This window comes from Vibrio sp. GLN_1, from assembly GCF_043106015.1.
In the GTDB taxonomy this organism is placed as follows: domain Bacteria; phylum Pseudomonadota; class Gammaproteobacteria; order Enterobacterales; family Vibrionaceae; genus Vibrio; species Vibrio parahaemolyticus.
This window is the reverse complement of record NZ_JBICMD010000036.1, coordinates 67035-85613: the sequence shown is the minus strand read 5'-3', so window position 1 is coordinate 85613 and position 18579 is coordinate 67035. Positions and strand designations below refer to the sequence as shown.

General features: G+C 45.4%; 19 protein-coding genes. 9 read left to right on the top strand and 10 right to left on the bottom strand.

Annotation, left to right across the window (positions count from 1 at the left end; genetic code table 11):
- Window positions 1–32: 32 nt before the first annotated feature.
- The 3 genes from ACF8OV_RS18205 to ACF8OV_RS18195 all read left to right on the top strand — a co-directional run bounded on the left by ACF8OV_RS18205 (window position 33) and on the right by ACF8OV_RS18195 (window position 1838).
- On the top strand, window positions 33–752 hold the full coding sequence (locus tag ACF8OV_RS18205) for a carbonic anhydrase (RefSeq protein ID WP_203504315.1): 720 nt from the start codon (window positions 33–35) through the stop codon (window positions 750–752).
- A 79-nt stretch (window positions 753–831) separates the two neighbouring features.
- Window positions 832–1383: a YtfJ family protein gene (locus tag ACF8OV_RS18200; RefSeq protein ID WP_005480925.1), complete on the top strand. Its 552-nt coding sequence runs from the start codon at window positions 832–834 to the stop codon at window positions 1381–1383.
- Between the two features lie 20 nt (window positions 1384–1403).
- Window positions 1404–1838, top strand: a complete 435-nt coding sequence (locus ACF8OV_RS18195) for a hypothetical protein (RefSeq protein WP_005480927.1) — start codon at window positions 1404–1406, stop codon at window positions 1836–1838.
- Between the two features lie 79 nt (window positions 1839–1917).
- Here ACF8OV_RS18195 and ACF8OV_RS18190 read toward each other — a convergent pair whose 3' ends face one another.
- Together ACF8OV_RS18190 and yjjG are read right to left on the bottom strand one after the other, a co-directional pair.
- Complete coding sequence (locus tag ACF8OV_RS18190) at window positions 1918–2457, bottom strand: NUDIX hydrolase (RefSeq protein WP_005374107.1); 540 nt, start codon at window positions 2455–2457, stop codon at window positions 1918–1920.
- Window positions 2458–2508: 51 nt separating this feature from the next.
- Window positions 2509–3183 (bottom strand): pyrimidine 5'-nucleotidase, encoded by a 675-nt coding sequence (gene yjjG / locus ACF8OV_RS18185; protein WP_005374109.1) that lies wholly within the window; start codon window positions 3181–3183, stop codon window positions 2509–2511.
- Window positions 3184–3321: 138 nt separating this feature from the next.
- On the opposite strand from yjjG, the gene ACF8OV_RS18180 reads away from it, so the two are divergent.
- From ACF8OV_RS18180 to ACF8OV_RS18165, 4 genes are all read left to right on the top strand, one after another.
- Entirely contained in the window at window positions 3322–4245 is a 924-nt protein-coding gene (locus ACF8OV_RS18180) for a LysR family transcriptional regulator (protein ID WP_005384329.1), read from the top strand.
- Window positions 4246–4360: 115 nt separating this feature from the next.
- Window positions 4361–4675, top strand: a complete 315-nt coding sequence (locus tag ACF8OV_RS18175; RefSeq protein WP_086584635.1) for a hypothetical protein — start codon at window positions 4361–4363, stop codon at window positions 4673–4675.
- A 47-nt stretch (window positions 4676–4722) separates the two neighbouring features.
- On the top strand, window positions 4723–5409 hold the full coding sequence (locus ACF8OV_RS18170) for a YafY family protein (RefSeq protein ID WP_140122310.1): 687 nt from the start codon (window positions 4723–4725) through the stop codon (window positions 5407–5409).
- Between the two features lie 164 nt (window positions 5410–5573).
- Window positions 5574–5756 carry a hypothetical protein gene (locus tag ACF8OV_RS18165; protein WP_005393690.1) on the top strand — a complete coding sequence of 61 codons (183 nt, stop codon included), beginning with the start codon at window positions 5574–5576 and terminating at the stop codon, window positions 5754–5756.
- A 70-nt stretch (window positions 5757–5826) separates the two neighbouring features.
- On the opposite strand, the gene ACF8OV_RS18160 is transcribed toward ACF8OV_RS18165, so the two are convergent.
- The 5 genes from ACF8OV_RS18160 to ACF8OV_RS18140 all read right to left on the bottom strand — a co-directional run bounded on the left by ACF8OV_RS18160 (window position 5827) and on the right by ACF8OV_RS18140 (window position 13275).
- Window positions 5827–9945: a M66 family metalloprotease gene (locus ACF8OV_RS18160; protein ID WP_203504311.1), complete on the bottom strand. Its 4119-nt coding sequence runs from the start codon at window positions 9943–9945 to the stop codon at window positions 5827–5829.
- 31 nt (window positions 9946–9976) lie between these two features.
- Window positions 9977–10846: a hypothetical protein gene (locus tag ACF8OV_RS18155; RefSeq protein ID WP_005479976.1), complete on the bottom strand. Its 870-nt coding sequence runs from the start codon at window positions 10844–10846 to the stop codon at window positions 9977–9979.
- A gap of 1031 nt (window positions 10847–11877) precedes the next feature.
- A complete protein-coding gene (locus ACF8OV_RS18150; RefSeq protein ID WP_005497910.1) occupies window positions 11878–12111 on the bottom strand; it encodes a hypothetical protein in 234 nt (77 codons plus the stop codon).
- Between the two features lie 87 nt (window positions 12112–12198).
- Window positions 12199–12753 carry a sugar O-acetyltransferase gene (locus tag ACF8OV_RS18145; protein ID WP_005459239.1) on the bottom strand — a complete coding sequence of 185 codons (555 nt, stop codon included), beginning with the start codon at window positions 12751–12753 and terminating at the stop codon, window positions 12199–12201.
- Between the two features lie 123 nt (window positions 12754–12876).
- Window positions 12877–13275 (bottom strand): OsmC family protein, encoded by a 399-nt coding sequence (locus tag ACF8OV_RS18140; protein WP_005459319.1) that lies wholly within the window; start codon window positions 13273–13275, stop codon window positions 12877–12879.
- 205 nt (window positions 13276–13480) lie between these two features.
- On the opposite strand from ACF8OV_RS18140, the gene msrB reads away from it, so the two are divergent.
- Both msrB and ACF8OV_RS18130 read left to right on the top strand, forming a co-directional pair.
- On the top strand, window positions 13481–14623 hold the full coding sequence (gene msrB, locus ACF8OV_RS18135) for a peptide-methionine (R)-S-oxide reductase MsrB (RefSeq protein WP_021450307.1): 1143 nt from the start codon (window positions 13481–13483) through the stop codon (window positions 14621–14623).
- A 32-nt stretch (window positions 14624–14655) separates the two neighbouring features.
- Window positions 14656–14805 carry a DUF2256 domain-containing protein gene (locus ACF8OV_RS18130; protein ID WP_024103812.1) on the top strand — a complete coding sequence of 50 codons (150 nt, stop codon included), beginning with the start codon at window positions 14656–14658 and terminating at the stop codon, window positions 14803–14805.
- Between the two features lie 3 nt (window positions 14806–14808).
- Here the strand turns inward: ACF8OV_RS18130 and ACF8OV_RS18125 are convergent, their stop codons facing one another.
- From ACF8OV_RS18125 to ACF8OV_RS18115, 3 genes are read right to left on the bottom strand one after another with little or no spacing between them, the layout of a single operon-like run.
- Window positions 14809–15516: an SDR family oxidoreductase gene (locus tag ACF8OV_RS18125; RefSeq protein WP_031847183.1), complete on the bottom strand. Its 708-nt coding sequence runs from the start codon at window positions 15514–15516 to the stop codon at window positions 14809–14811.
- On the bottom strand, window positions 15516–17060 hold the full coding sequence (locus ACF8OV_RS18120) for a cryptochrome/photolyase family protein (protein WP_258496296.1): 1545 nt from the start codon (window positions 17058–17060) through the stop codon (window positions 15516–15518). The genes ACF8OV_RS18125 and ACF8OV_RS18120 overlap by 1 nt, the downstream gene beginning before the upstream one ends.
- Window positions 17061–18398 (bottom strand): DASH family cryptochrome, encoded by a 1338-nt coding sequence (locus tag ACF8OV_RS18115; protein ID WP_083135292.1) that lies wholly within the window; start codon window positions 18396–18398, stop codon window positions 17061–17063.
- Window positions 18399–18579 lie beyond the last annotated feature (181 nt).

Here is an 18579-nt window from a genome sequence, read left to right as displayed (position 1 = left end):
GCTTATCAAAGCGACCGAACAGAGACATTATTATGAACAAAACACTACTTGCTTTTTCACTCTCACTTCTCACTCTAAGCGCGGCTCAGGCTTCGGAATGGGGCTATGGCAATGACAAACACGGGCCAGAACACTGGGGAGAAATCGCCAAAGACTGCGCAACCACGAAAAACCAAAGCCCAATCAACATCGACAACCCAGCCGATGCAAAACTGGAAGCACTGAACCTTTCGTACACTGGTCAGGTCATTGGTTTAACCAACAATGGTCATACGCTGCAAGCGCAAGTGAACGGACGTAATAGCTTCACCATCGATGGCGAGACGTTCGAGCTGCAACAGTTCCATTTCCACACACCTTCAGAAAACCAAATCAAAGGCCGCCAATATCCACTTGAAGCGCACTTTGTACACGCCAACGCAGACGGCGAGTTGGCGGTAATTTCGGTGATGTTTGATGCTGGCGATCAAAACGCAGCGCTGTCTAAACTGATCAACGCAATCCCACAAGAGAATCAAACCACGTTCTTTAAAGATACGTTTGAGATTAACGACTTACTGCCAAAAACTGCAAACTACTATCGATTTAACGGCTCTTTAACCACACCACCATGTTCAGAAGGTGTGCGCTGGTTTGTGCTTAAAGACACTCAAACCTTATCCAAAGATCAAGCCGCGAAACTGATGGAAGTCATGGGACAAAACAATCGTCCGCTGCAACCGCTAAATGCGCGCATTGTACTTTCTAACTAAACGCCACATCCGATAAGGGGCATCGTATTTGCCCCTTATTTTGATTCGCTCTAACCTCACTTCGTTACAGGAACCCCCAATGAAAACTCCATCTGTTCTGTCACTCTTACTCGCACTCGCCCCGACATTCGCCTTCTCTCATAACCTTTCTGTCGGTCAAACCACCCCTTCCGTCAGCATTGATACCTATGGCGAAATGACGCTGCAAGGAGACGATGTGGCTTATCAACCTTGGGCAACTCAGCAGATGTTAGGCAAAGTCCGTGTGATACAAGCCATTGCAGGTCGTAGTAAAGCCAAAGAGATGAACGCGCCGCTGATGTCAGCAATCACTGCCGCTCACTTTCCTGAAGATCAGTATCAGACCACAACCGTAATCAACCAAGAAGACGCCATTTGGGGAACCGGTACATTTGTAAAATCATCGGCAGAGGACAGCAAAAAGACATTCTCTTGGTCTTCCATGGTGTTAGACAAAAATGGCGTATTAGCAACAACTTGGGATCTGCAGCAAGAAAGTTCTGCGATTATCGTACAAAATAAACAAGGCGAAATTTTATTCGTGAAAGAAGGGGCTTTAACTCAAGACGAAGTCACACACGTCATCGAACTGATTAAACAGAATATCTAAACCTAAGGTAAGGAAAAGCTATGAAACTGTTCAACACCATCGCACTCTGTCTTTTAGCGGCTGTGGCCTCTTTCCAATCGGTTGCTGGAGACAACGATTGGGACAAGATTGCAGATAAAACCGTCAGTTTTAAATCGGAAACCGACACAGTCAATCCACTGTCCCCATTTGCTAACGCTCGTTTTAGCCACATCAAAATCAAATGTACGCAAGGTACGGTCGATCTGAAAAGCGTAAAAGTAATCATGAAAGATGGTCAGGAAAAGACGTTCGACAGTTTAGGTGTTCTGACTAAAGGCATGTCATCAAGAAGTTTAAGCCTACCAACAAAAGATAACGCGAAATTAGACAAGATCGAGTTGAACTATGAATCGGTTGGCAGCACAGCGCTGCAAGTCGCGGGGGTGACCAAAAAAGCGCAAGTGGAAATCTTAGGTAAGAAAATCGACGAGTAAGCAATGGCTCAACGAGCTCACCCAAACTAAAAACAGCGGCACTAGGCCGCTGTTTTCATTAAAAAATCGTCATGGATAACTAAATGAATTTCTTCAGCTTCGCCAAACCATAAGCGGCGATGGTGACACAATCTTTGATCGTGCCGTCGATCATCATCTGTTCGAACTCCTCAACAGAAAAAGCGCGAGTGATCAAATCCTCTTCTTCACTGTCGAGTTGATTGCCCACGTCCGTTAAATCACTGGCGAAGTAGACGTGACATGTCTGATTCAAAAAGCCGTATGCGATAAACTGCGCGCCGACATACGCCATAGTGCTCGCCTGCATGCCCGTTTCTTCACGCAGTTCGCCTTTGGCAAGCTCAAGATGATCCGCATCTGGGTTTGATTCCCACGCCCCTTGTGGGATCTCCCAACAACGTTGACCTACGGTGTAACGGTACTGCTGAACCAAGTGAATCATCCCGTTATCGATAGCCAGAATCGCAGCACAATCAGGTTTGTCGACCACACCATAGATGCCCTCTGCGCCGCTCGGACGTAAAATTTTGTCCTCACGCACCGTCATCCACTTATTCTGGTAAACGACTTTGCTGTCTAGCTGTTTGATGTCTGACATGGTTATTCCTTGATTTTTCTGAGGGTTACTGCGGAATAATACCCGATTCAGTTACGCCACCAAAATGTTCTTTAGTTCACTCAAAGACTCAACGGTGTAATTTGGTGCGATACGCTCATCGACGCTTGCGCCTGTGGTATTTAACCAGCAAGTTTCAATACCAAAATTATTACCACCCAGAATATCGGAATGCAGGTTGTCACCCACCATCAGTACGCGCGTTTTGCATGGGTTGCCCATTTGCTGCATCGCGTATTCAAAAATACCTAAGTCCGGTTTTGCTACGCCCACTTGTTCAGAGATCACCACTTTATCGAAGTACTCAGTCATCCCTGTGCGCTCAAGGCGAATTGCTTGCAACTCTGTAAAACCGTTGGTGATGATGCCCATTTTAGCTTTGCCTTGCAGCGCTTCCATCAGCTCTTTTGCACCTGGCAACAAGCTGCAAATATCGGCCATTGCTTCTAAAAATGCGCTGTTGAGATCTGCTGTTGTGGTATTCAACTTCTCAGCCCACTCGGTAAAACGCTTATGTTTTAGCTCATCTGCCGTTACTTTGCCGTCTTGGTAATCCACCCAAAGCGGTTTGTTTACGGTTTGGTAATGAGCAAAATCTTGTTCAGTAAAATCTACGCCTTTGCGAGAAAACATAAGCTGCAAACCTTTGAAAGCATCAAAGTGGAATAAGGTTTCGTCAGCGTCAAACAGGATCCAATCGTACTTCATTTTCTTCTTCCCAAAATCAAGGTCGTAATACTGATGCATAGTCTAGATTGTTTTCTTCTTGAAGATAATCTCTATAATTGGAAATTAATTGTATCCTTGTGCTCAACAATAAATGCTTCACGATAATAGGAGATTGATGTGAACGCGATTGCCTCCCTGCCCGTTTTTGTTGCTGTTGTCGAATGCGGCAGCTTTTCCCTTGCGGCCAAACAGCTGAATCTGACGAAATCGGCGATCAGCAAACGCATCAACCAACTAGAAGACGATTTGGGCATTCGTCTCCTTAACCGAACCACGCGTAAGCTGAGCCTGACCGAAGCAGGAGAACGTTATTTTGAGTACGCCTCTCAAGCGCTCAACCTAGCCCAGCAAGGCGTAGACGCGGTATCGGAACTGCAAGGCTCTCCACAAGGTCGGCTCAAAATTACCGTGCCGATGTCTTTCGGTGTACTGCATATCGCGCCTTTGATCAGCGAGTTTCTCGCTCGTTACCCGAAAATTGAAGTGGATTTAAACCTCGAAGACAAAATGGTCGATTTGGTTAAAGACGGTTTTGATTTGGGGATACGTATTGGTGAACTCACCTCTTCCAATCTAATCGCAAAACGCCTCGCCCCTTGTAAAAGTGTGCTTTGTGCCTCGCCAGATTACTTAGCGGAGTTTGGAACACCACAAAAACCAAGTGATTTAGTCAGTCACAACTGCCTGCGCTACTCCTATTTCCGTGGCGGCGTCGAATGGATGTTCATCAACAACGGCAGCGAATACAAGGTGCTTCCAAAAGGAAACTTTATCGTCAATAACAGCGAAGCCATTCGCCAGTTGCTGTTAAGAGGTTCGGGCATTGCGCAACTGCCAACATTTATTGCAGGAAGAGACTTTGCCGCAGGAAATCTAAAACCGGTGATGGAAGAGTATTCTCTACCAGAACACGCCATTTATGCGGTGTTCCCTGAGCGCAAGCACATGCCGTTGAAAGTAAGAGCCTTTATCGATTTTATCAGCGAAAAACTCGGCACAGATTTACCTTACTGGGATCGTTACAACAGCCCAGAAAAATAACCATATTGATGATAAGTGAGTGAGATTTCACTACTGACATGTTCTGACATTCCATCCGCGTAACCTTATTTGGAACTCAACAGGCAATCCGCCAAAACCAATAAGGAATCACAATATGGAAACCGTTATCGAAACTGTGCAATTTCGTCTAACCGTAGGCACAACAGAACAAGACGTGATCGCCGCTGCCAAACAGTCACAAACGTTTGTGAAGAATTTGCCGGGCTTTTTGTATCGCTCACTCAGTCACGAAGCGACGGACGATGTGTGGACAGACATCATTTACTGGCGTTCAATGGACGATGCAAAACAGGCGGGAAAACAGATTAAGCAAGCCGTTGAATTTCAGCCTCTGTTATCAATGATTGACTGCGAAAGCTTCGAGCTTAAACATCACAACTTAAAAATGTGCAGTGAGCTAGAGAAGTAATCAGCCACACTACCACTAACAACCAGTAGGTCTAGATAAGGAACATCATGAGCAAATCAGAACGACTGTTTGAGCTACTGACGCTTCTGCGCGCAAAGCGTTACGCCGTGACAGCGAAAGAGCTCGCAGAAAGAATGGAAGTTAGCGAACGTACGATTTATCGCGATATTCAGTCGTTGCTTAGTTCTGGTGTTCCTATTCAAGGTGAAGCAGGTGTCGGCTACTTGTTGCAAGCTGGCTCTCATCTGCCGCCTTTGATGTTCTCAGAAAAAGAGATGATGGCGCTTGAACTGGGTATGCGGATGGTTCGAGCCTGGTCGGATGTTGAACTCGCCGAAGCGTCTCACTCTGCGTCCACCAAAATACTTTCAGTATTGCCCGATAAGCTCAAACAACAAGTGGAAGATTGTCCGCTGATTGTGCCCGATTATCACACCCAATCCGAGACTGCCAAACGAGGGCAGCTTCTGCGCCACGCGATTGATCATCAGTTTAAGGTCAGTTTGGATTACCAAGATGAAAGCGGACAGGTGACCGAGAGAAAAATCCAACCGTTAGGCCAGTTCTTTTGGGGCAAAGTCTGGACGCTGGTCGCCTGGTGCGAATTGCGCGATGACTACCGCCAGTTCCGCCTCGACCGTATCCAAGCACTGCGTATGCACGATGAAGAGTTTCAGAGTACGGAAACCAAATCTCTCAAACATTATATTGCGCAGTATGAATCGAAAGATTGAGTGTTTTTCATCCCTTCATCACAAGGATTCTAAATTGCTCTGCTCAATGCGCGATATTTGGAAAGGCACATTTAGTTAAACTAATGTTTCATTTTTAACAGATGCGTAACCAACCTAAGATCGTTAACTTAAGTAGCACGTCAACCACACCGGAGCGTGAAGCTATGAAAGTACTGATTCAATACACCCAAGCAGGGAAATATCGAGATCAAGCGTGGGAGTCTTTAACTCTTCGATCTAAAGGTGATATGCAGGCCGTTACCCCTTCTTATGCTGCCCAACTTATCGAACAAAGCAAAGCGACACTTGTGATGACAGAAGACGGACAGATCATCTTTCACTCCTAAATTCCATCAGTCCTATGACGAAAAAGGCCTGCATTGCTGCAGGCCTTTGTATGAGTGAATTAAGAGTTATTTACTGGAAACTCACTGCAGTTGGTAGGCGATCAAGCATCTTGTAGTAATCACCAGCCACAGCGCCGATATCACCACGCAAATACGCTTGAATCATATTGAGATCTTTCAGCCAAAGTTCTTTGTCAGCATCTGAAGACGCCATGTACCCTGCGTACACATTGTCGACCGCGAACATCATGTCTTCGGTGTGATCGTTGTAAATCAAAAGCATCGCATCAGTGTAAGCTTCGAACGCTTTCAGCTCATCGTGCGCTTTACCACCTTTGTAGCTCAATGTGCCCGAAGTTGCATCGATGACCAAATCACCCGAAGTCACATTCGCTGTCGTAAAGTTGATGAAAGACTGGCTGAACGACAGCACACCTGCCGCGATATCCGCATCAATGGTTCGCTTCATTGCGTTGACCATTGGCCCATCCAGCAGCAATACAGGATCGTGGAACGCTGGGACAATCGCTGTTCGGAATGGCCCCCAAGCGCTATCGATGCTCTCTGCGACCTTGTTTAGTGTTGCAGGCTCATAGCTATCTAGGTACGTTTTTAGATCGTAACCTTTGGACGTCACCAGTTGATTTGCGTAGTCGTAAGCCAGCTTGTTTGCTTTTGTTGCCACAAACTTCTCGCCGTCGATAACAAACTCAACCTTGTCACCCGCAATAATACCGTAGCGGTCTTGCTGCTTCGTAAACGTATCAAACTGAGATTGACCACGAGTCTTCACTGTGTAGTCGTAAGACTTCATTTGGCGCACACCCATTCTCAAGATGACATCGCCAACACGTCCGCGGCCTTCTGCACCAATATCAAGGAATCTTGCAATACCACGAGGCATTGGTGGTAGGGACTCCATTTGCTCAGTGATGTGTAGGTTCACGGTAACACCTTTTAGATTGGTGTATTCCTTACCGTCTTTACCCACCAATTTAACTGGCGTATTTAACGCATCATTTGCCACGATGTTGCCCATGATGTCTTCGTATTCAGCTTGCACCCCAGGGATATCAAGCAGCGATGCAAAGCTCACCTCATCGGTAAAACGGTTCGAGAATCGACGTGCTAAGAAGTGGCTCGCAAGCGCTTTGTCTGGCCAGTTACCCAACACAGACACCGCGTTTGACCAAGGATAATCAGGGTCAAAGCTACCAATTGAGTTTAGGAAGCGTCCATTCGCAGTTTCCGCAACAGCTATATAGCCCTCATCTGAATCTTCGATAAAGCGTGCTGCCAAATCATCAAAACAGCTGGCTGTTGAAAGATCGTAATCAGCCGGAATTTGGTGTGAGTTGTTGTCTAACAGTTGACCAAAAGAAATCACTTTTTGGTTGCCTGCCGCATTTTCTATCACACATTGATGCTCTGGTGTGCGCAAGATATCAAGGAAGAACGCCGCGGATTTTTTCGCCCCATTCGCGTAATCACAGAACCATGAGTTATCGGCTTTGCCTTCGCTACAGTATTGAGGGTTTGAAGCAATGCGCAATAAGAAATCACCCGGCTTATCCGTTGACGAAGTGTAACCAAGATTGGTGTACAGGTTATCGATGCGCTCAAGATCTTCCATCTTGTCACGGATAGCACTCATTTCCATGTAACGGCGCACCAAGTAACCAGGATAATCGGACGAGAATAATCCCGTCGTCCCATATAACTCCAAGTTGCGTCGATCATAGCTATCGAGATAGTTCTGCCACTCGTAAGAAACAATTTCTTCTAGGTTTGTACCTTCGTCAAAACGGTTACAGTCGCTGTTTAGAGAAACGTTCCCATCGGTACAGAAATCGTAAGACTTACGCTCAATTTCATTCACTTTATCTAGGTAGTAAAGTGCGCCATAACGAGTTTTCGCATTCAGTTCTGGATCATCAGACAACGCGGCGGTATCGAATCGGCTGAAGTCACAGTTGTAGAGTGATTTGCCTTTCTCGTTCCCCGTTAGTGCCTTCACTTCAGAACAAACCATCAGCGATGTGTTGTCTGGATTGTTGCCAAACTTGTATGCAAAGCTTTGTTGGTAGGCTTGCTGATCAGCGAGGTAACGAGCGTATGCCGCTTTGTCTTCATCACTCGCACTGTCTGCCGGTTTCGCAACAGGCGCAGGAGCTGAACCTGAAGAATCTTGAATCGTCTCGACTTTACGACCGTAACCAAACTTAAACGCCGCAATATCGTACAGACCCCAAGTTGGCGTTTCATCCAACATGCTTGGTGCGTAGTCCATTGTCGAACTGTAAGCAGGAATGTTGTTCAAACCAAGTTGATGCGCTTGCTCGAGCGTGTAGTAGTTAGCTTTGTCATTTGAGCCTTTAAAGTTATGGCGCAGACCCATGTTATGACCAAGCTCGTGAACAAGCGTATTGCTGTAAGTCGCAACCGTAATCGCATCTGCTGCTTTCACTTGCAACTCTTTTGGCAGGTATTTCCAACGCTTAAGCTGACGCGATACTTCGTGACCGGCGTCATCGAGTTTGATCTCAAAGTAACGCTCGTCATCCAACTTCAAGTTGTCCAACATGGCCTTATTGGTTGAAGAAACCCACGACGCTTCGATTGGATAGACGTTGTTCTCTGCCCAGAAAGACAAACGGTTCTCTTCAGCTTCAACCACCTTTTCAAACTCCATGTCATCATTGAAGTTTTTCATTAGCTGAGTTGGGCTCTTCGTCGCTGCTTTTCCAGAAACGATGTCTTCTTTTGAAACGAGCGGCGCATGAATGTTTTCATCCGATTTCAGGCTCGCCATCGCCGCCATTGTAGAAAGCGCTTCAATTCTATCCGCGACTTCTGTTTTCACAGATTCGCTGCTGCTTGGCAATGGATCTAAGCCATCTAAGTCCAGTTGATTACGATTATAGAAACGCGCCAAGTTATCCCAATAGAAAGGTACACCCGTTCTTGCAACGCCTGCGTATTGGTTCACGTGGCCTTTGATGATTTCCCCCGTCATCGGGTTAGAAACTGACGGGCCGTAGCCAAGCAGACCGTTCGCTAGAGGCTCGTCAATCAGGTTAATCACGTTGTAACGCAGATCACCTGGGTGAATACCAGCCGCTTTGGTTTTGTTCACAATCTCGATTTCAGGCTTGCCTGCATCCGCCCCAAATACATTCAGCGCTTGGTTCATCTTGTCGATCGATTGCAGCGTTGCATCCAAGAACAACTTGTTCTTCTCTTCAAAGAAATTGTCGCTCAAGTAATATTTGATAGAGCCTTGATCTGGGTTGAAACGATTGAGGTAAACCACATCACGGTCGTATTTATTCGTGACTGGGTTAAGCTTTTTCGTCGACGTGGTGAAGAAACCAATGTCGTTCTCATCACCCACTGGGTACAAGATCGGTTGGTAACCTTCGGTTGCCACTTCACTTTCGTGCACTAACGAGTAGTAGAAACGAGATTTAAACGCGCCATCCACAAGCGCTTCATCCAAGCTCGCTTTCGTTGCAAAGTTGATGTAGTCAGAAATATTATCTAAATCGATACGGAACGTGCGCTCTAGTTCGAAATTGAGAAGACCGTTTTTAGGGTCAAAGTCCCACGAGATCAATCGTGGTGCGCCAATTTCATCAATGCCCTCAGTAATGCCATACAGATCTTCCATATTGAATTCTGCAATTTCGAGATCTTCAGGACGAGGAGTGAAGTGGGTTTTCTTCTTGTAGTTTAGGCTTGCGTCTTCGTTGGTTTCTTCTTTGTTGGTGCAATCACCATGCGCGTCTTCTTGACAGCGATACGCCGCAAAGTCACCCGGAATCGTCAGCACTTGCGCGAAGTTAACGCCGTCGTCGTCTGCGACAAATTTCTCTTCACCGCAGTAGTTATTAGCATCTTTGCTTAGATGCGCGTCTGGGTAGTTTTTATCGTAACTGCGAACTTCCAGACCTTCTTTGGTAAAACAAAGCTCAACGTAACGAGGTGAACCTTGCAAGAATGGGAATTGGTTCAGAGCAAAGCGTGGCGCGGCACCAGTCGTCGGAACGTAAAACCAACGACCGTCTTTAAGATCTTTTACTGCGACTTCTTTTGCATCTCTTTCGACATAGTCATACGCCTGATCATCTGCGCCACAGCCTGCAAGTGCGGCCGTTATTGCTGACACCAGAGTCAATTTTTTAAACATTATTTGGATATCCTTAATTGTTGTTATTTTCCTAGAAGGAATAAGTCACTGTCGCGATGTAAGACGCTTTCTCTTGGTCCAACAAATCGATGTTGCCCAAGGTGCCTCGCTCTGCATCTTGATAGAAACCCGTTGATGACGCCGCGAGTAGCAATGACCAGCTTTCATCAAACTCGTATGTGCCGTACAACGCCCCTTCATACTGCCAACTGCTTCTGCGCGTACCTTGATAACTGATGCTGTTACCACCTAACGCCGTGATCCCCACTGCGAACGATTCCCACGACTTTTCCGCAACAGCAAACAATGAGTAAGTCCACTCAGTCAGCGAGCGTCCACCCATGGTCTTGTATTCGTGGAAATTTTTTCTCAGTCTTGGCGAAACCGAAAAATCGACGCTCCAAGCTGAAAAAGAGATCGGCACATCTAAACGAACCGCGGTGTGCAGTTCATCTTTACGAGATGTTTCTGAAGTTGGAATGGTGAGCTGACCCGCAACGCCGATTTTCCCTGTATCTCCAAAGCGATATAGGTTCGTGTATTGCAAGCCCAACACCGAATCTGTCGCGTAGGTGCCGACTTCATCTTCTAGGGCACGATAGCCACCCGTAGAAAAATAGGCTTTTGTGTCGCTCGAAAAGGAATAAACGAGATCGCCTCCCCACGAGAAATTGCGGACAGAACGGTAGTCGTCTTTATCGTAAATGTTTGTATCGTAAGATAGGTAAACGGCCCCACTAAACTTACAAACAATACAGGACGTGTCTCCTTCATTTTGTGTAGATTCAGGCGTGCTGGTGCTATCAATTACACTCGTTTCCACCGCGAATGATGGCGCTGAAAACAGCGTACCCAACAACATTGCAAGCGGCGTCATCATCCACTTTGTTGTGTGCTGCATGTTTTGAAACTTCCATGAGAATTAAGTTCATTAGAATAAACTTAAAGACAAACAGATTATTGGGATGAAATTCCATAAAAATTCAGATAATCAACCCCAATAAACCTATCAACCATAAAATTACTCTTATGGTTAAATCCTTATTTAATTTTTTAATACTATTTATCTGAGTATTGTCGCGTTCTACTTTGCTTAAAAACGTACTTTAAAATGACTTTTTATAAATAAAGCCACGCACCACAACATTAAAGAAGCAGCAAAGCAACGCCATTAAAACAAAAGTTAAAAGACAATTATTATCAATAACTTAAAATCAACAAAAACAGTTAAAATGAATAAGTCAAAATGTATAAGTTAAAATACAATAAAATATAAGAACGTCATTCCGTTTAATTTTAGTCGTTATTGTATTGAGAAAGTTTAATTTTCAATTTCTAAAATTGGTGGGATACACACAAGAGAAATCATCAAAACCATCCGTTGTTAATAATGAATTTCGCATTTAAAACAAAAGATAGAAACAAGATCAAATTCATGTTTTCTAATATATCGATTCAACCTTTCACAAGTTTGAATAGAAAATCAAACTCTCAGTCAATCTAAAAACAACAAAACATTCACTAAGTGAATAATTAAAAGATAAGTCAAAACTAAATAGCACATACGGTCAGCATATTTGTGAATTACTATTCATTAATTATTTTTTTATAAATTAAACATTAATGTGACCAATTTCACACAATTGCACTACGTACAACATAAAGCAAACGAAATTTAAGTGTTTACTGACTCAAAACGTGTCGATAGAACAGAGGTTAAACATCGAGCTGAAACACGTATTTCCCACCAAAATTTATTATACATAGCAGTGAGTTACCTGCATCCAAGCGGTTAAAATGCGTACTAATGTGACTCATTTTTGAGAGAGGAACATAAGAAGAGCAAAAGCACTAAAAGAGGATAATGCGATTTGAATAACCAGTGCTTCAAACCGCACTTATGAACTTATGCAGAGAAAGAAAGACTATCCGTTACTGTTGAATGGTTTTATGACCACAGTTTTCGCAGATCAAGTGACGTTCAAATTCATCCATAGAAGCAAGGAAGGCGCCGAAGACTACACTTTTGAGAAAGCCTGCGATGAACTCTTTCTTGTTGCGATTTTTATCGCCTTCATAGCCACTTTTCTTTCTAACTAACACCACGACATGATGCGTTTCTACCCCACATGTAGGGCACATGAGGACTTCTGTCTTGTTCGACATCTTAGACTCCTTGACGAATTATCCCTTTCTGATGGCATGATTCTCATACGCCTGTAAAGCGAGTCATCATGCCATCACTATCGATTCTTACTCTTCTTCGTTGAGACGACGAATCAACTTCGCTGGTGTGCCTCCGTATAGACAATCTGGCGGCACATCATGGTTAACGACTGAATTCGCCGCAATGACTGAGCGAGCACCTATCGTCACACCTTGGTTAATGACGGAGTTACCGCCAATCCACACATCATCTTCAATCGTGATGGGTTTACAAAACGTTTCCCAACGTCGGCGACTTCGGTAATCCACAGAATGAGAAGCGGTATACAATTGCACGCTCGGGCCAATGAGCACGTTGTTCCCGATGGTAATTTTGGCACCATCGAGCATGACCACATTCATGTTGATAAAGGTCTCTTCGCCGATTTCGATGGTTTTACCGAATTCGCAATGGAAAGGGGCTTGAACGATGCAAAGACCCGCTTTGCCAAACAGCTGTTTTTGCAATTCGTCGCGCTTACTTTCGTCAGTGTTGTTATTGAAGGCGCGCAGGGCAAGAGTGGCTTGAGTTCGAATGGCGTCAATTTCTTTGTCCATGCCATCAAATACTTGGCCGGACATCATTTTTTCTAGTTCGGTCATTGGAAAATTCCTACTACTTCAGACCAAACACACAGTACGCGAATTGCACAAGAAAAAAAGAGAAAAGCCTGCACTTTTCTCTTTCCTATTTTGCTATTTTTTCATTCTGCGGAGGGTATCGATTTACACGATTTCCCAGCTGTGTGTCATTTCGACACCTTTGCCAAGCATTAGGCAAACCGAGCAGTATTTTTCTAGCGAGTCAGCCGCCACTTTTGCTACGACTTCGGGGTCAAGCTCGTCACCTGACACTTCAAAGTGGATATTCACTTGCGTAAAGATACGCGGCGCGGTTTCACGACGCTCAGTGGTTAGCTTAGCGTTAACAGATACCACCTTTTGGCCTGCGCTTTTTAAACCATCCACAACATCCACAGAGCTACAACCACCAGCGGCCATTAGCACCATTTCCATTGGGCTTGGTGCCGTTGCACCACCGTTACCATCCATCACGATTGAGTGACCGGACTGCGATTGACCGAGGAATTTAAAATCTTCGACCCATTTAACTTCTGCTTGCATGGTTTACCTCATTTTGGCATCGCTCGTTGGGTGTAACTTTTGCCCGATTGAGCGGTGTATTTCGTGCCGATACTGTATCTTTCTTATCAAAAAGGGCAACGGAATTTTAAAAATCGCTGTAATTTTTTCGCTCTGTTGCCTTTCTATTTACGTAGCACTTTTTATTTCAGTCACACTTTCTACGGAAAACAACGTTGAGGTAGCTATGAAGAAAATATCTAAGTTATTGGTCGGATTCTCTTTCGCACTTCCTGTCTTGTTTCTACTTTTGAGTAAAACAGGCACCGCCGATACGATGGATAAGATGAAAGCTTTAGAGAATGCAGAAATCGCCACACTGGCTGGCGGCTGTTTTTGGTGTACGGAATCGGACTTAGAACAGCTTCCTGGCGTCTTGGATGTGGTGTCTGGCTACTCCGGCGGGCACGTGAAAAACCCAACCTATCGCCAAGTATCTTCTGGAAAAACCGGACACATTGAATCCATCGAAGTGAAATACGACCCGAATGTAGTGAATTACGAACAAGTACTCGATTACTTTTTCCGCCACATTGACCCAACCGACGATAAAGGATCGTTTGTCGACCGAGGTCCACAGTATCGACCTGCTATTTTCTACCACAACGCAGAGCAAAAGCAGATCGCAGAGCAGTTTATGATGGAAATCGACAATGCGAAGATTTACCCAAAACCGCTTAAAACTGAGTTGATCAAGTTTGAGACATTCTATCCAGCGGAAGAGTACCATCAGGATTACTACAAAAAGAGCAGCCTAAAGTACAAGTACTATCGTTACGCATCCGGTCGAGACAAATACTTGGATGAAGTGTTTGGTGACGATCGCAAAGAACATCCGAAAACACTGCGTCAGCTTATCGATGAGAAAAAACTGCTGTCGAAGGTAAAAGCATACAACAAGCCGTCTCAATCGAAGATCAAGTCTACGTTGACTGAGTTGCAATACTACGTAACGCAAGAAGAAGGTACCGAGCGCCCGTTTGACAACGAATATTGGGACAATAAAGAAGCCGGCATTTACGTCGACATCGTGACTGGTGAGCCGTTGTTTTCTTCTACCGACAAGTACAAATCGGGTACGGGGTGGCCAAGTTTCACTAAGCCAATCAACCCAGGTTACATCGTCGAAAAAACCGATTACAAGTTGATTTATCCTAGAACAGAAGTTCGCAGCAAGTTTGGTGATTCTCACCTAGGACACGTATTTACCGACGGCCCAAAACCAACCGGGCTGCGTTACTGCATGAATTCGGCAGCGATGAAGTTTGTGCCAGTAAGCAAAATGGCACAATTGGGTTACGGCGACTATTTGTTCTTGTTTGAACAATAATGAAGACTGGTTAGCGTTTGAGAATAAGCATGATGAAAGGCTTTAAATCGCACTTACCAACGAAGTTATGCCCCGTCTGTGAGCGACCTTTTTCATGGCGCAAGAAATGGGCGCGAAATTGGGAGACGGTGATTTATTGCTCTGAACGCTGCCGACGCAGCAAACCAGAGAAAAACCCGTAACGCTTACCAAGGCAAACGCTCACCATCGTACGTCAAAAACGCCCCGCTATCTTGCGGGGCGGCTTTTACTATCTGCCCCATTAAATCACTGGCAACGCGCTCTGGTGTAAACAACTTACCCTCAGGAACATTAGCTTGAAACGGTTCAGACAACGCGGTATCGGCCGTGCCCGGATGCAATGCCAAGACCACGCCATTTTTAAGCGTGCGTTGCCATTCAATCGACATGGTTTTGAGAAACATATTCAGCGCGGCTTTCGAGGCTCGATAACTGTACCAACCGCCAAGATGATTGTCGCTAATGCTGCCAACTTTGGCCGATACAACCGCAAATTTCGGTGCACCACTGCACTTTAAAAGTGGCGTGAAATACTTAGCGAGTAACATGCTTGGCAAGGTGTTAACGGCGATGTTTTGCAGGAAAAAGTCAGGCTCCACCATTCTGAGATTTTTCTCCGGACCTTTGTTTGGCGTATGCAGCATACCGACACAGTTGATCACCCAATCGATACTATTAACCGCTTGACTCAAATTTTTGACCTGCGCTTCATCCGTGACATCGACCTGGTGCCAAATCAAGGCTGAATGTTCATAATCGGATTTTGTGCGCCGATAGGTCGCGTGAATTTGAGCCTGCGGAAAGCGCACTAGTGCCTCTTTGACCATCGCCAAACCAATCCCTCCGTTTCCGCCGACGATCAAAATGTTCATCACAAATGCTCCAAATCCGCGATATAGCGTTCAGCCGTCTCAAGGATCGCTTGCCGTTGCGAAGCTTCCATATTGTCCCAAGACCGGAAAATCATGCCGATGCGTGGATTGGTAGCGAGTCGCTTTTCATGCTTGTCCATAAATCGCCAATAAAGACTATTAAACGGACAAGAGCCTTCACCACTGCGCGCCTTGTTGTCATAGTGGCAACCTTTACAGTAATCGCTCATTTTGTTGATGTACGACCCGCTTGCGGCATAAGGCTTGGTGCCAACAATGCCACCATCGGCGAACAATGCCATACCGCGTGTATTGGGCATTTCTACCCACTCAATCGCATCGACATAAATGCCGAGATACCAAGCATCTACTTGGTCAGGATTCATCTCGGTGAGCAAACAAAAGTTGCCCGTCACCATCAAACGCTGAATATGATGGGCGTAGGCATAATCGAGAGACTGGCCTATTGCATTGCGCATACAAGCCATCTTGGTTTTTCCTGTCCAAAAGTAGTAGGGTAAATCACGTGATGCTTCGAGCTCATTTTTCTGCGGATACTGCGGCATATTCGCCCAGTACACACCCCGAATGAATTCCCGCCAACCTAAGATCTGACGAATGAATCCTTCTACCTGTGCAATATCGATGTGTTTGTTTGATTGATACGCACTAAGTGCAGCATCGATTACCTCTTTGGGGTGCAGTAACTTACTGTTCATCGAGAACGACAAACGACTGTGATACAAACTCCATTTGGCATCGTGCTCCGCCGTCATCGCATCTTGAAACCGACCAAAGTGAGGGAGACAAACCTGACAAAAATGCGCGAGCAAAGATAGGCTTTGAGCGCGATTCACTGGCCATAACAAATCACCATTGAGTGAACCAATGGTCGAGATCTTGTGTCGCGTTAATCGCTCTACAATCTCGTCAACATTCAGGCTAAACATCAGCGGTTTGGGTAATTGCTCGATATCTTTCACTTTCAGTTTATTACGGTTGTTGGCATCGTAATTCCACTTTTCACCCACTGGCTTACCGTCTTGCATCAAAATATCAAAGCGCTTGCGCATCCGTCGGTAAAAGTGCTCCATCATGACGTGTTTGCCTTGCGGGAACTGCTGTTCTATTTCTGCAAAAGGCAGTAAAAAATGCTCAGTGTCGACACAACGTTTGACAACACCTTCTAATTTCAACTTGGTCAGTTGTTCCAACAGTCGATATTCATCAGGCCGTTGATACTCAAATTTGCTTGCCCCTACTTCACGAACGTAGTGCTGCAATACTTGGTCAAGATCGTCAAAAGCGGCAGTGTCATCCAACGTTAGATGCAGAACATGATGCCCTTGCTCTTGCTTCTCTTGAGCAAAAATAGCCATCGCGGAGAAGAAAGCGCACACCTTTTGAATGTGATGCGTAACGTAAGTGTTTTCTTGCTTGAGCTCAGCAATCAAGTAAAGCACGGTATCATCCGCTTGCTGAAACCAGGAATGTTCGCTGTTGAGTTGGTCGCCGAGAATCAATCGCACCGTGTCATAACGCATTTATTTATCTCCATTTTCTTGCAGCGTTGTGATTGGCCAGTCGACCATATCGACAACGTCTTGCTGCGCTCGGCTGTCACGCCCTTGCCATCGTTCAATGAACTCATGATTTGGGTCGTACATTTGTGTCTGCTTCTCCAAATTAAACTGACGAGAGCCTCTCGGATCTGCCCCTACTCCCGCTAAATATTGCCAGTTTCCCCAATTCGAGCCGACATCGTAGTCAATCAATTGCGTTTCAAAGTAGGCTGCTCCATACCGCCAGTCCAACCCCAGTTCATGAACAAGGCAACTTGCAACCAACTGGCGACCACGGTTAGACATATAACCAGTGTGATTCAGTTGGTGCATACACGCGTTGACGATGGGATACGGTGTGGTGCCATTTTTCCACTGCTGAAAACGATGCGCATAAAAACTGGTTAACGGCGGTTGATTGCGAATACCACCAAACCGAAACAGCTTTTGTTGATAACACCTTGCGTACCAATAAAAATATTCGCGCCACAACAATTCAAAGTAAATCCAGTAAGTAGAATCATTCGCCCCTTGGGTTTGTTCATACTGTTTGAGCATGGCATGAATCATTCTTGGCGACACACAACCAAGCGCAAGCCAAGGTGAAAATTTGGTGGAATACGCCATCCCGTCGAGTCCGTTGCGCGTCTCTTTATATGAGCTTGCCAAGCCAGAAGAAAAGTAACGCCGACAATGCGCAAGACCACTCCGTTCTCCGCCAGAAAACAGCGCAGACTCATCAAAGTAAGAAGAGGATAAAGTTGGCAGTTGAGCGCCTTTTAGCATTGGTGGTAGGCGGCTCGGCGCATCTATTGGGTGGGTGATATCTATCCCTTCAACGCACTTTCTAAACTGAGTAAAAGTCTCGGGCAGATCAGACAACGTAAACGGCAACTTGCTTTCGTCGAACAAACTGCGTACAGCGTGCTGAACAATGACAAGGTGTGGGTATTCATCTTGCAGCTTGTGCAATATGCTCTGTTCATCCGAGCCAGCCATTGCGTCTGCATAAAGATGAGTGACACCCAAATATTGAATGGCATATTTGAGGGCTTGATACGGGGATATATCTAGCGCCCAAAGTCGCTGACCTAACTGGCCGAGTGCGTCATTCAGTTCGCACAAAGACGCATCGATAAATTTCTGCCTAGCTCGTCCGAGCGTTGCCTCCTGAGCAAAATGATGGAGAAAAGGAGTTACTGAAGGGCGACAATACAAGCAAACCAATTCATCCAGAAAAGATGAGGCATCAACCAATAGCGAGTTATCGTGAAGTCTTAGGTCAAACGTAAACCAGTAAAGCCCTATTTTCTTTTTCAAAAAACGTCCTTAGGCGAGGAGCTAAATGTACTGATTTGTTTTACGCTCGGCATCGCAAGCGGATCATCCGTTCTTACTAACTACAGCGCTTTCCATGCTCTTTGCATGAATCGTGAACATAAGAGCCAAATCGTATTTCCATCCTCAATCGTTCACTTTTTAAACCGCAATTTTATAAAAT